11 protein-coding genes are annotated in these 13,187 nt (G+C 71.5%); 5 read left to right on the forward strand and 6 right to left on the reverse strand.

All coding sequences use genetic code 11. The annotated features are described in order from the left end of the window. The first annotated feature begins 38 nt into the window (after positions 1–38). From IE257_RS07980 to IE257_RS07990, 3 genes are read left to right on the forward strand one after another with little or no spacing between them, the layout of a single operon-like run. Positions 39–1,604, forward strand: coding sequence for a sugar ABC transporter ATP-binding protein (locus IE257_RS07980; RefSeq protein WP_189966044.1), 1,566 nt, complete (start codon positions 39–41; stop codon positions 1,602–1,604). Continuing rightward, complete coding sequence (locus IE257_RS07985; protein ID WP_189966047.1) at positions 1,601–2,623, forward strand: ABC transporter permease; 1,023 nt, start codon at positions 1,601–1,603, stop codon at positions 2,621–2,623. Before IE257_RS07980 ends, IE257_RS07985 begins: the two co-directional genes overlap by 4 nt. Before the next feature lie 33 nt (positions 2,624–2,656). Beyond that, positions 2,657–3,805: a substrate-binding domain-containing protein gene (locus IE257_RS07990; protein ID WP_189966049.1), complete on the forward strand. Its 1,149-nt coding sequence runs from the start codon at positions 2,657–2,659 to the stop codon at positions 3,803–3,805. A gap of 63 nt (positions 3,806–3,868) precedes the next feature. Here the strand turns inward: IE257_RS07990 and IE257_RS07995 are convergent, their stop codons facing one another. Both IE257_RS07995 and IE257_RS08000 read right to left on the reverse strand, forming a co-directional pair. After that, positions 3,869–4,636, reverse strand: coding sequence for an NPP1 family protein (locus IE257_RS07995; RefSeq protein WP_229920187.1), 768 nt, complete (start codon positions 4,634–4,636; stop codon positions 3,869–3,871). 513 nt (positions 4,637–5,149) lie between these two features. Beyond that, on the reverse strand, positions 5,150–6,016 hold the full coding sequence (locus IE257_RS08000; protein ID WP_189966051.1) for an SDR family oxidoreductase: 867 nt from the start codon (positions 6,014–6,016) through the stop codon (positions 5,150–5,152). An 88-nt stretch (positions 6,017–6,104) separates the two neighbouring features. Here IE257_RS08000 and IE257_RS08005 point away from each other — a divergent pair, with 88 nt between their 5' ends. After that, positions 6,105–6,587 carry a MarR family winged helix-turn-helix transcriptional regulator gene (locus tag IE257_RS08005; RefSeq protein ID WP_189966053.1) on the forward strand — a complete coding sequence of 161 codons (483 nt, stop codon included), beginning with the start codon at positions 6,105–6,107 and terminating at the stop codon, positions 6,585–6,587. A gap of 27 nt (positions 6,588–6,614) precedes the next feature. On the opposite strand, the gene IE257_RS08010 is transcribed toward IE257_RS08005, so the two are convergent. Continuing rightward, positions 6,615–7,247, reverse strand: coding sequence for a TetR/AcrR family transcriptional regulator (locus tag IE257_RS08010; RefSeq protein WP_189966055.1), 633 nt, complete (start codon positions 7,245–7,247; stop codon positions 6,615–6,617). A 64-nt stretch (positions 7,248–7,311) separates the two neighbouring features. Here IE257_RS08010 and IE257_RS08015 point away from each other — a divergent pair, with 64 nt between their 5' ends. Beyond that, positions 7,312–8,928: an FAD-binding oxidoreductase gene (locus tag IE257_RS08015; protein ID WP_189966057.1), complete on the forward strand. Its 1,617-nt coding sequence runs from the start codon at positions 7,312–7,314 to the stop codon at positions 8,926–8,928. Positions 8,929–9,017: 89 nt separating this feature from the next. Here IE257_RS08015 and IE257_RS08020 read toward each other — a convergent pair whose 3' ends face one another. From IE257_RS08020 to IE257_RS08030, 3 genes are all read right to left on the reverse strand, one after another. After that, a complete protein-coding gene (locus tag IE257_RS08020) occupies positions 9,018–9,905 on the reverse strand; it encodes a geranyl diphosphate 2-C-methyltransferase (protein ID WP_189966059.1) in 888 nt (295 codons plus the stop codon). A 15-nt stretch (positions 9,906–9,920) separates the two neighbouring features. After that, on the reverse strand, positions 9,921–11,294 hold the full coding sequence (locus tag IE257_RS08025) for a family 2 encapsulin nanocompartment cargo protein terpene cyclase (RefSeq protein WP_189966061.1): 1,374 nt from the start codon (positions 11,292–11,294) through the stop codon (positions 9,921–9,923). A 104-nt stretch (positions 11,295–11,398) separates the two neighbouring features. Further along, the gene (locus IE257_RS08030) at positions 11,399–12,811 is read right to left on the reverse strand and encodes a family 2B encapsulin nanocompartment shell protein (protein WP_189966063.1); all 1,413 of its coding nucleotides are present in this window, start codon (positions 12,809–12,811) and stop codon (positions 11,399–11,401) included. Positions 12,812–13,187 lie beyond the last annotated feature (376 nt).

A 13,187-nucleotide genomic window follows, 5' to 3' on the forward strand; every position in this document is an offset into this window, starting at 1 on the left:
GTCGGGAAGAACTCGGAGGCCGACCCCCGGAGAAGTCTGTGCATGACGCTCCCGACACCTGGGCGGGCCCACCCCCGCGCTCCGGTGCCGCACCACTCGTCCGGATGCGCGGCCTGAGCAAGCGGTTCGGCGGCACGCTCGCGCTGGCCTCGGTCGACCTCGACATCCACCGCGGCAGTGTCCTCGCCCTGCTCGGCCCCAACGGGGCCGGGAAGTCCACCCTCATCAAAGTGCTCGCCGGGGTCCACCACGCCGACGAGGGCCAGGTCACGGTGGCCGGGCACCCGCTCGGCAGCCACGCCGCGACCCGGAGCATGTCCTTCATCCACCAGGACCTCGGTCTCGTCCCGTGGATGACGGTGGCCGAGAACATCGCCCTGGGCACCGGCTACCCCCGCCGCAGCGGACTGATCTCCTGGCGGCGGACCCGGCAGCGCTGCGACGAGGCCCTTCGCATCGTCGCCGGCCATCTGGACCCCGACGCCCGGATCTCCGGCCTCGGACCCGCCGAACGCTCGCTCGTCGCCATCGCCCGCGCCCTCGCCACCCGGGCCGGGCTCATCGTGCTCGACGAGCCGACCGCCACCCTCCCCGCCGCCGACTGCGCGCGGCTCTTCGACGTCCTGCACGCCCTGCGCGACCGCGGGCACGGCATCCTCTACGTCAGCCACCGGCTCGACGAGGTGTACGAGGTCGCCGACACCTTTGCCGTGCTGCGCGACGGCCGGCTGGTCGACCGGGGTCCGCTCGCCGGTCACAGCCCGGAACGTCTGGTGCGGGCGATCGTGGGCCACGTACCCGCCGGGCCCGCACCGGTCGGCCGGGTGCCCGGCGCACCACCCGTCGCCGGCACGCCCCTGCTGCGCCTCGACGGGGTGCGGACCGCGTCCACCGGGCGGGTCGGCCTGGACCTGCGGGCCGGTGAGATCCTCGGCATGGTGGGCCTGACCGGCGCCGGGCACATGGAGCTGGGCCGCGCCCTGGCCGGCGCCCGGCCGATCCTGGAAGGGCGGGTGCTGTTGGACGGGCGCCCGTATCACCCGCGTTCGGTCCACGCCGCTCTCGACGCCGGTGTCGGCTTCGTGGCGGCCAACCGTCAGGAGGAGGGCTGCGCCGCCGAACTGACCGTGCGGGAGAACTTCCTGGCGAACCCCCGGGCGTCCGGCACGCCGACCGCGCACTGGATCAACCCCCGTCGTGAGCGCGCCGAGGCCCTCGCCCTCATCGACCGGTTCTCGGTCCACCCCCGCAGGAGCGAGGTGCCGATCGCCACCCTGTCCGGCGGGAACCAGCAGAAGGTGATGGTGGGCCGGTGGCTCCGGGGGCACCTGCGCCTGATCGTCCTCGAGGAGCCGACCGCCGGGGTGGACGTCGGTGCCAAGGCCACCATCCACCGGCTGCTCGACGACGCGCTCGGCTCCGGCCTGGGCGTCCTGCTCATCTCCACCGACTTCGAGGAGGTCGCGGACGTGTGCCATCGCGCGCTGGTGTTCGTCCGCGGGAGCGTGAGCGCCGAGCTGAGCGGTGCGTCCCTCACCGTTGCCGAACTCACCCGCACCGCCTCGGCGATGCCCGCGATCACCGGGACCACGACGGACCGATGACGACCTCGCCCCCGCCTCCGCCCTCGCCCTCGTCTTCACCGCGGTCCCTACTGGACCACCTGCGTGGCCACCACATCGGCACCTACGGCCTGCTGATCCTCGCCGTCCTGCTGTTCCTGGTCTTCTCCGTCGTCCTTCCGGACACGTTCCCCACCCGGGACAACGTCTCCTCGATCCTCTCCAACCAGTCCATCCCCGCCATCCTCGCGCTCGGCGCGACGATCCCCATCGCCACCGGCAAGTTCGACCTGTCCATGGGCTACGGCCTGGGCCTGGCCCACGTGATGGTGCTCCAGCTGATCGTCAACACGGGCTGGCCCTGGCCGGCGGCCTGCCTCACCGTCGTACTCGGCGGGGCACTGGTCGGCGTCCTCAACGGCGTCATCGTCGAGTACGTGCGGATCGACTCCTTCATCGCCACGCTCGGCACCGGCAGCATGATGTACGCCGCCACCGGCTGGATCACCGACGGTTCCCGGATCGTCCCCGGCCCGGACGGCCTGCCCGCCTCCTTCACCGGCCTCTACGACTCCCGGTTCCTCGGCCTGCCCCTCCCCGCCTACTACGTCATCGCCCTGGCGGCCGGGCTCTGGGTGGTCCTGGAGCGGCTGCCGCTCGGCCGCTACCTGTACGTCATCGGCTCCAGCCGGCGCACCGCCGACATCATCGGCATCCCCAGCCACCGGTACTCCGTCTACGCCTTCGCCGGATCGGGCCTGGTCACCGGCCTCGCCGGGGTCCTCCTCGCCGCCCAGCAGCAGACCGGCAACCCGAGCGTGGGGCTGGACTACCTGCTGCCCGCCTTCGTCGGCGCCCTCCTCGGGTCCACCACGATCAAACCCGGCCGCGTCAACGCCCTCGGCACCGTCGTGGCCGTCGCCGTCCTCGCCATCGGTCTGGCCGGCATCGGCCAGCTCGGCGCCGACTTCTGGGCCACACCACTGTTCAACGGCGCCACCCTGCTCATCGCCGTCGGCCTGGCCGGCTACTCCGCCCGCCGCCGGCTGCGCACCCCCTAGAAAAGTCCGTACGCGCACCGCGTCAGGAGCACCGTGTACCCCAAGGACCCGCACCGCAGGACCATCCTCCGGACCGCCGCCCTGCTGACCGCGGCCGCCGCCCTCGTCGCCGGCTGCGGGGGCGGCGGCCCGTCCACCGGCGCCGCGCCCCCGAAGGCGGGCTGCCCCGGCGTCCTCGCCGCCGCCGGCGCGGCCGTGGCGCAGGCCGAGAAGGCCGACACCTCCTGGCACGGCCCGACCACCGGCCCCGCGGCGGTGCCCGGCAAGTCGATCGTCTACGTCGCGCAGACCATGACCAACCCCGGCGTCGCGGGCGTCGCGAAGGGCATCCAGGAGGCCGCAAAGGCCATCGGCTGGCGGGTCCGGGTGATCGACGGGGACGGCACCCCCGCCGGGATCCAGGCGGCGCTCAGCCAGGCCATCACCCTGGCGCCCTCGGGCATCGTCATCGGCGGCTTCGATCCCCAGCTGACCTCGCAGCAGATGGCCCGGGCCGAGGCGGCGCGGATTCCGGTCATCGGCTGGCACGCGGTGGGCTCCCCCGGCCCGAGCGAGCACCCCAGGCTGTTCACCAACGTCACCACGAAGGTGGAGGACGTGGCGAGGATCAGCGCGGACTGGATCATCGCCCGGTCGAAGGGCGGAGCCGGTGTCGTCCTCTTCACCGACGACTCGATCCCGTTCGCCCGGAACAAGTCGGAGCTCATTCGCAAGGAGCTCGCCACCTGCCCCGGCGTACGGCTGCTCTCGTACGAGAACATCCCCATCCCGGACGCCGCGAGCCGCACCCCGCAGGCGGTCTCCTCGCTGCTCTCGCGCTTCCAGGACGAGTGGACGTACTCGGTCGCCATCAACGACCTCTACTTCGCCGACGCGGCCCCGGCCCTGCGGGCGGCCGGCGAACCGGGTGCGGGGCCGCCCTTCAACATCGGCGCGGGGGACGGCGACCCCTCCGCCTTCCAGCGGATCAACAGCAAGCAGTTCCAGGCCGCCACCGTTCCCGAGCCGCTCAACCAGCAGGGCTGGCAGATCATCGACGAGTTCAACCGCGCCTTCGCCGGGCAGCCCGCCAGCGGTTACGTGGCCCCCGTGCACATCGCCACCTCCGAGAACAGCGACGGCGCCACGTCCTGGGACCCGTCCGGTTACCGCGAGGCGTACCGCAGGATCTGGGCCGGCTGACGGCACGGCAGACCGGGCCCCGGCCCCGCGCGGTGCGGGGCCGGGGCCGGGTCGTGGCTGCTGTTACAGGTAGGGGTCGAAGGGGATGCCCGCCGGCTTGGCCTCCGCCAGGTGGGAGGCGAAGGAGCCGTCCTTCAGGCCGAAGTGCGCGCTGCCGAAATCGGCCTGGGTCAGCTTGTCCCGCAGGGTCGCCGGATAGCCCGACCACCCGACGAGCGTGGGGAACTGCCAGGTGCCGCGGTGGTTCTCGGGCGGCTCGTCATTCGTGTTCGCCGCGCGGAAGCAGTGCGTGCCGATGCCGTCCTTGTGGTAGACGATCTTGGGGTGGTTGCCGTCCCAGCGGATCTGGTCGCGCGAGTGGATGTTGAAGTCCCCGTGGGCGGAGGTCGCCACGTACTTGGCCTCGTTGCCCTGGATCCACACGACCACGTGCTCCCAGTCGTGGCGGTGGCCGCCGAGCTCGATGCCGGGCAGGGCCTGGTCCTTCTCGAAGTACAGCGCGTAGACGACGGCGCACCAGCCGTTGTTGCAGGTCCAGCGGGAGTAGCCGTTGGTGTTGGCGAGGTCCGAGGCGTCCCGGCAGTTGCCGTTGAGGGCACCGGTGGGCTTGAGTCCGCCGTTCAGCACTCCGGTCGGCCCTATGGCGGGTGTCGGATAGCAGCCGTCGGTGTCGTAGTCGTAGGCCGGCTGGTAGGTCAGCTCGATGGCTTCGGCCTTGCCGGGGAGCGCCGGGGGCGGCGCCGCGAAGGCCACCTGGGGGACGGCGACGACCACCGTGAGGGCGGCGCCGAGAACCACTAATGATCTCCGTATGTGACGGTTCGTCCGCAAAACGGGCCTCCTGGCCGACCGGGTGCGAGGGGTGGCGGACGCATCGCGACGGAACGCCGTCGACCGACACGCCGGGAGCATCATTCGCGAACCGGTGTGGCGCGGCAAGAGGCCGGGCAGACTTGGTCCCTTGCGCGACCGAAGGCCGGAAATACCTTGTACGCAAGGGAAATTGACAGAATGTCAGATATGAGCGAGCAGCTCGGGCAGGCGTACGGGCGAACGCCGCCGCCGCCCCGGGCGCAACCGGGAGCGGCGGCGGGGCGTCACACGGTCATCACCAGAGGACGTTCATCAGGATGATGGCCATGAGGTCGAGGAGGATGACGGCGACGACGGCGCCGATCATGGTCCAGGCCTTGCGCGATTCGTCCATGCGTACGAGTCACCTCCCGGCTCGGGCGGACCCGGGCCCGCCGTGCGGTCCCGGTCCGGGGCCGCACGGGGAACTCGTCCGCCTCCGGCCATGATGACCCGGTTCCGCACGCGGCACAGGTCGGCGGGGCGGCCCCCTCAGGCGACCCAGGTCGCGGTCATGCCCACGACCGCCGAGCCGTCCTGGTCGACCAGCTTGTTCCCGGTGAAATCACGGGCCCACTCGGAGGTCTGGATGCGGAACGCGGGCCGCTCGGCCGTCAGCGCCTCCATGACGGACTCGGCCGCGCCGGCCGGGGTCTGCGCACCGTTCAGGAACTGGCCGACCGTGCGCTCGACGTAGTGGCGCAGCGCGTCGGAGTAGGGACCGGCCGCGGCGATGCGGGCTTCGAGGTCGAGGTCGATGTTGTTCACGAACTCGGTCGCCACGGCGCCCGGCTCGATCACGGTGACGCCCACCCCGACGGCACCCGCGACGGGGGCCAGGCTCTCCATGTACCCCTCGACGGCGAACTTGGCGGCGCAGTAGGCCTCATTGAAGGGCTGGCCCACGACGCCGCCGACGCTGGTGACCGTGATCAGACGGCCGCCGGTGGCCCGCAGGTGCGGCAGGGCGGCCTTGGAGACGTTCAGCACGCCGAAGAAGTTGACCTCCATGACCTCACGGACGTCGGCGACGGTTTCGAGCTCCAGGGTGCCCACGTGCCCGGCGCCGGCGTTGTTCACGACGGCGTCCAGTCGGCCGTAGTCGGCGATCACGCCTTCCACGGCGGCGGCGACGGAGGCCTCGTCGACGACGTCGAGCTGCCGGATGTCGAGTGCGACGCCCGCGTCGACGGCGGCCTTGCGCAGGGCGTCGGCGCGGCCGGTGTCACGCAGGGTGGCGACCGTCCTCCAGCCGGCCCGGGCGGCGGCGATCGCGGCGGCCAGGCCGATGCCGGAGGAGGTGCCGGTGATCAGGACGGTGCGGGTGGAGGTGCCGGGGGTGGCGGGGAGGGTCGACATGACGGGGCCTTTCACTACGGGTGATTTATGTGCGTGCACACACACCATAAAATTATGTGCGTGCGCACGCAAGCTCTAGACTGCCGACATGCCGAAGAAGCTCACCGAAGCCGAGATGCCGACGGCCGACTACGCCTTCTACGGGCTGGTGTGGGCCGGCACCGTGATGACCGATCGCGTCGACCGGGCCCTGGTGAAGGCCCACGACCTTCCCGTGTCCTGGTTCGAGGTCATGCTGTGGCTGGCCTCCAGCCCCGAGCCGGTGCCCGCTTCCGTCCTCGGCAACAGCACCCTGCTCAGCCGCAGCCAGGTCTCCCGCGTCGTGGACGCCCTGCAGACCCGCGGCCTGGTCACCCGCACACCCTCGGCGCGCGACGCACGATCGGTGGAGGTCTCGCTCACGGAGGCGGGACGTACGGTGTTCGCCGAGGCCGACACCACTCGGCGGGAGGCCCTCGCCCCGGTCTTCACCGAGCTCCTCGACGAGCAGGACCTGGAGGCGCTGGGCACCGTGTGGCGCAAGCTCAAGGCCGCGAAGGCCGCCCAGGCCGAGCAGGAGCGCACCCGGTAGACCCCGTCCGCCCGCCACGGGCCCCCGTCAGGCGGATCGACCCTCGGGGGTGAGGGTGGCGGCTGCCGCGAAGAGACGGGCGCAGCGCTGCGTCATGGCCTCCGGCGTCTGCTCCGGGTGCTTGACCCACCAGCGGACGAGGGTGGCGACCAGGTCCCGCCAGACGTACTTGAGCGCGTCCGCGTCCAGCGGATCGGTGGAGCCGGCCGCGCTCAGCAGTTCCGCCGTGCCGCCCGCGGCCAGCCGGTCGATGGCTGCCCAGTACTCCGAGGCCCTGCGGGCCGCCTCACCACCGGGCGGCAGGGTGGTGTCGTAGAGCACGAACCACGCCTCCCGCCGGCCCTCCAGCGCGGTGAAGATGCCGTGGAGGACGCGCAGCGGCGTGTGCGGCGCGGTCCCGCCCTCACCCATCGCCTCGCGGACGGCGCCCAGCAGCCGGTCCCCCACCGGGACCAGGCAGGCGACGTACAGGTCCTCCTTGCTGCCGAGGTACTGGTGCAGCAGCGTTTTGGTGACGCCCACGCGTGCGGCGATCGCGGGGAGCGAGGCGGCGGCGTAGCCATGCCTGCCGAACTCCTCCGTGGCCGCCTCCAGCATCTGCCGGCGACGGCGCTCCCGCGGGACTCCCTTGGTGCCGGCTTTCGAGGAAGGGGTTGCCATGGGCCAATATTATCAGTAGGTAATTTACCGCTAGGTAAATTACCTCGACCCCTGGAGCGCCGCCATGGCCGGCACCACCTCGCAGCCCACGTCCCGCACCCGCTCCTGGTGGGGCTGGGGCTGGACGGACGCCCATCCCGACGACGCGGAATGCACCGCGATGGGCGCCCTGCTCCCCGGCACCCTCGGCCGCCCGCTCCCCGTGCCCCGCGTGAGCGACCTGGAGATCGCCGGTCCCGCCGTCGAACCCCCGCCCAGCCTCGCCCACCTGGTGAGCACCGATCGCGAGGACCGCGCCGCCCACTCCATGGGCAAGGCGTACCGGGACGTGGCGCGCGCCCTGCGCGGCCGCCCCGGCCGTGTCCCCGACCTCGTCGCCCGCCCCACGGACGACCGGGACGTGGCCGATCTGCTGGACTGGGCCGGTGAACGGCAGGTCGCCGTCGTCCCGTACGGCGGCGGGTCCTCGGTCACCGGGGGCGTCGAGTACCGCGGCGACGCCCACCGGGCCGTGATGTCCCTCGACCTGACGGCCATGGGCCGCGTCCTGGAGGTCGACACCGAGGGCCGGGCGGCCCGCATCCAGGCCGGCACCCTCGGGCCGAGCCTGGAGGACCAGCTGCGACCGCACGGCCTCACCCTGCGGCACTTCCCGCAGAGCTTCGAGTTCTCCACCCTCGGCGGCTGGCTCGCCACCCGGGCCGGCGGTCACTACGCCACCGGCCGGACCCACATCGACGACTTCGTACAGTCGCTGCGCGTCGTCACCCCGGCCGGCACCAGCAGCTCGTGGCGGCTGCCCGCCTCCGGGGCCGGCCCCTCCCCCGACCGCCTGTTCCTGGGCTCCGAAGGAGCCCTCGGCGTCATCACCGAAGCCTGGGTCCGGCTGCAGGAACGCCCGCGCCACAAGGCCTCCGCCGCGGTCGCCTTCGCGGACTTCCAGGGCGCGCTCCGGGCGGTGCGCGCCCTTGCGCAGTCCGACCTCTCCCCCGCCAACTGCCGTCTGCTGGACTCCGGTGAAGCCGCGCTCTCGGGTGCGGCGCACGACGGCAGCTCCGTACTGGTGCTCGGGTTCGAGTCGGCCGACGAACCGGTGGCCGCCCGGCTCGAACGGGCCGTCGCGCTGGCCCGCTCGCACGGCGGCCGGTACGGCGGAGCGGACGGAGCCGTCGGCGACCGGGACGGGGCCCCGGACGGCGAGGGGGCCGTGAGCGCGTGGCGCTCGGCCTTCCTGCGGATGCCCTACCTCCGCGACGGTCTGGCCAGGATGGGCGCGGTGGTGGAGACCTTCGAGACGGCGGCCACCTGGGACCGGATCCCCGGGCTGATCGACGAGGTACGCAGGGAGGTCGGTGCGGCGGCGGTCAAGGCAACCGGACATCCCGCGACCGTCAACTGCCGTCTGACGCACGTGTATCCGGATGGTGCGGCGCCCTACTTCACCGTCCTCGCGGCCGGCCGGGCCGGTGACGAGGTGGCCGTCTGGGACGAACTCAAAGCCGTCGCGAGTGAGGTGCTGCACCGCCACCGGGCCACCATCACCCACCACCACGCGGTCGGCCGGGACCACCGCCCGGGCTACGACCGCCAGCGCCCCGAGCCCTTCGCACTCGCCCTGCGGGCCGCGAAGGGGGCGCTCGATCCGCGGGGCATCCTCAACCCCGGGGTGCTCGTGGACTGATCGGGGCCGGGCGCCCGGACACCCCGAAGGGGCCGGGACCGTCGGGCGACGGCCCCGGCCCCTTCGGCCGGAGTTCGGTGGGCGTCCGCTCAGACGCGGTCGGCCGCGATCAGGACGTACTGGAAGGAGCCGTCCTTGTAGGACTCGATGAACGCCTCCTCGATGCCGGTCACCAGGGAGGACGTGGCCCGCAGCTCCCAGTACGGCAGGGTCTCGGGGGTCAGGTCGATGACGGCCTGCGGTACGAGACGGTTGTCGGCCATCGCGCGCAGGTACTCGCGGCGGGAGTGGATGTTGCACTCGAAGTGCGCGTTGATCTGGGAGACCCACTTCGAGGGCTGGCCGTACCGCGGGTTCCAGCAGCCGGTGATGGTCACGTAACGGCCGCCGACCGCGAGGACTCGGGAGTGCTCGGCGAACAGGTCCTGCAGGTCGACGTACATGCTCGACTCGTTGTTCCAGGAGCCCGCGGCCTGCCCGGTCTCGAAGGGCGTGCTGAGCATGTTGCAGACGCGGGCCCGGACGTGGTCCCCGATGCCGAGTTCCTCGGCGCGCCGGTTGGCGAAGTCGGCCTGCTTGGCCGACAGGGTCACACCCTCCACCTTGCACCCGAAGCGCTGGTGGGCCATGACCATCGAACCGCCGCGGCCGCAGCCGGCGTCGACGAGGGTGTCGTCGCGCTCGATGTGGCCGAGGTGCTGAAGGAGCAGTTCGGCCTGCGCCGACTCCAGGCGGTGGAGCTCGGCGATCAGCTTCTTCTCATAGGCGCTGTCGGCGGTGTCGCCGAGAGCGGCGTGGTCGATGTCGCCGATGCCGTAGTGGTGGTGGTAAAGGCCGTCGACGTCGCCGAGGCGGAGGTTCACGGGCCTGGCTTCGTGGTCCCAGTAACGGGCGATATCCCCCTGGTAGGGGGTCGCCGGGCCGGGGATGAACACGGAGGAGGTACCGGCAGCGGTGGTGAGATCGGTGCTAGTCATGGACAATTCCCATCTTTACCAGAAATCGGGCAGGCTGTAGCGATAGGTGTTGGTCTGGTGCCAGTAGTGGTTGCCGTCGACCCATACGGCCACCCCCCGCAGGAAGCGCTGCACGCTCGGGACGGGGCAGGCGAGGGCCAGCTCGGCGGCCGCGGCCTCGAAGTCGCGCATGAGGTCGTTGTGGACCTCCACCGCCTTCAGGTAGGCGTCCTGGTCGGAGCACTTCTCGCGCTCGGCGATCACCACGGGAAGGTTCAAATGCCTTCCGGGGCCGGCCAGTTCCTTGGTGTACGAATACAGGTCGTTGACGATGGTGGTGGCGTTGCCGGCGAGCGCGATGACCCGCTGCATGGCGGGCTGCGCGTGGAGGTCCGCCGGCAGTTCGTAGCCGCCGACCGTGTCGGTGATGGTGGGACAGGGGCGGAAGTTGTTGAACTGCCGCATCGCCAGGTACTCCCACACCTCCGGGACGTACTCCGTCTGCGCCCAGGCCCCTTCGGCCAGGTAGCCCATGTGCAGTCGGGCCATGTCGTGCCGGTACCGGTCGGCCTGGGAGGGGGTGCTCGCCTGGACGAAGTACTCCATGGCGGAGCGGTAGGCACGCCTGGGGGCGTCCGAGAGCAGCGACGCCTCCCACTGCGGCGCGTACTCCTTCGTCGTGTGCAGCGGGTCGAGGGCTGTGTGGGCCAGCAGCAGGCGCCCGCCGAGGCCGATGGGCGACCCGCCGTGGTCCTCGCAGTAGCAGTCGTCGACCGCGTTCTCGGCGACCATCAGCCGGGTGGCGAGCATCAGGTGGTCGATGCTGGGGGCGTCCGGGTGGCAGGCGACCATGTAGCGCCCGACGGAGAAGCCGTCGAACTGGTCCTCCCAGTCCTCCGGGTACAAGGAGACCTCGTCCAGCGCCCAGGCCTTGATCCTGCGGCTGAGCTCCTCCACCCGTACCGGATCGGGGTCCGGCACCGGGTGGTGGTAGAGGCCGGGGATCGGACGGCCCGCGGCCGGGCCCGACGCGTCGGGCCCGGCCGGCGCGGAGCCCGCGGCGGCCGCGGCCTCGCTACGGGCCCAGTGCAGGCTCTCCGTCCCCAGTCCGCTGGGCCCGCGCAGGATCCGTTCCAGGGCGGCGGCGCTCGGCTGCGGTGCGTCCACAGCGGCCGCACTCCCGTCGGGTACGGGTACGGGGACCGGTACGGGTGCGTGCGCGATTGCGGGCGTCAGTACGGGCGGCCCCGTGGGCAGGGCGGGCGGGGACGGTGGCGAGGGCTCGACGGGCCCGGCGCCGGCGGCGGGTTCGACACCGGCGGCCAGGGCGTTGGCGAGGATGTGGGCCCCGAAGGAGGCCGCCGCGGCAGGAAGACTCGACTGCAGGGGGGAAGGCCCAGGATCGGGCATCCGTAACTCCTAGGTGACGTAAGTGGGTTGTCCCGGATCCCGGGCATGCTCGGCGGGCCAGGACAGGCCGGGTCCTGGCTGTCGTGGCCGTCGGGCTGGTCCTCTTAGTCCCGCCTGCGGGCGATCTGCACGTTCTCCAGCACACCGAGCGCGTCGGGCACCAGGATGGCGGCGGAGAAGTAGGTGGTGACCAGGTAGGAGATGATCGCCTGTTCGCTGATCCCCATGAAACGGACCGACAGACCCGGCTCGTACTCCTCCGGGATTCCGGTCTGACGCAGACCGATGACGCCCTGGTTGTCCTCGCCCGTTCGCATGACGAGCACCGAGCTGGTGTTCTCCTTGCTGATCGGGATCTTGTTGCAGGGCAGGATCGGGACCCCGCGCCAGGCCGGGACCTGCTGCCCGCCGACGTCGACGTGGTCCGGGTAGAGCCCGCGGGCGTTGAACTCGCGCCCGATCGCGGCGATCGTCCTGGGGTGGGCGAGGAAGAACTTGGAGCCGCGGCGGCGGCAGAGGAGCTCGTCGAGGTCGTCCGGGGTGGGCGGGCCCGAGTGGGTCTGGATCCGCTGCTTGAAGGCGGCGTTGTGGAGCAGACCGAAGTCCCGGTTGTTGATCAGCTCGTGCTCCTGGCGCTCGCGCAGCGCCTCGATGGTCAGCCTGAGCTGCTCCTCGGTCTGGTTGTGCGGCCCGTTGTAGAGGTCGGCGACCCTCGTGTGAATGCGCAGCACGGTCTGTGCGATGGAGAGCTCGTACTCGCGCGGCTTGAGTTCGTAGTCGACGAAGGCGCCGGGCAGGTCCGCCTCACCGGTGTGGCCGGCGGACATCGCGATCTCGGCCTCGCCGTGCCGGTTCTGGCGCTGCTGCGGGAGCATGCTGAACCGGTCGATGTGGGCCTGGAGTTGCGGCGCCGCGGCGAGCACGGAGGCGAAGTCGCCGCGGGAGAGGGTGAGCAGGATGCCGGGGGTCTCGGCGGTGGCCGTGTAGTCCCAGGTGGCGTCGGCGTCCAGCAGGGCGTTCTCGCCGAACCGGTCGCCGTCCGCGAGCACGGCGACGGCGACGTCGTCACCGTACTTGCCGACGGAGGTCTGGCTGATCCGGCCGTGGGCGATCAGATGGATCTGGTCGGCGGGGGTACCGCGCTCGACGATCACTTCACCGGCGCGGAAGTCGCGCTGGACGCAACGGCCGGCGAGAGCGGTCAGCACCTCGTCGTCCTCGAAGCCGCGCAGCAGGGCCAGTTCTCCGAGTTCGCGCGGGATCACGCGGACGTTCGCGCCGTCCTGGACGAACTCGATGGTCCCGTCGCCCACGGTGTACGTCAGTCGGCGGTTGACCCGGTAGGTGCCGCCCTTGGTCTCCACCCAGGGGAGCATCCGCACCAGCCAGCGGGAGGTGATCTCCTGCATCTGCGGGGCGGACTTGGTCGTACTGGCAAGGTTGCGGGCGGCCGCCGTGCTCAGGCTGGACTGCCGCGGCGGCTCCAGCTGCGCTTCCGGGCTGGTGTCAACGGTCATCGGTCGAGCTCTCCTTCGTAAGGGTGGTGATCGGCGCGTGCGCGCGTCACCGGAGAACGAGGAAAAAGAGGGGCGAATATCCGGGAATCCGTCCAGATCCGTGGGAACAGTAACGGCCGGTACGCCCACTTGAGCCTGAAAACCGTTGGCGTTACCTCGATGCGGTGATCTTGTCCGGCAGGTGGTTTGCCGGGGTTATGGACGATATTCGGCCTTGCTCACGAACACGGCCGAAAAGCGGTGCGGCGAACGGCCCCTCGGGCCACTTGCACCTGCTCGCGAGGTAGGGAGTGTGCGCCTCGGGGTGCGCGGACGATTACTCTGCCGGGGAACCGAAATGATCACGTTTGCGTCTTCGGTCGCACATGGCCGGCCA

Origin of the sequence: Streptomyces avidinii, from assembly GCF_014650695.1 — a bacterium.
Taxonomy (GTDB): Bacteria; Actinomycetota; Actinomycetes; order Streptomycetales; family Streptomycetaceae; genus Streptomyces; species Streptomyces avidinii.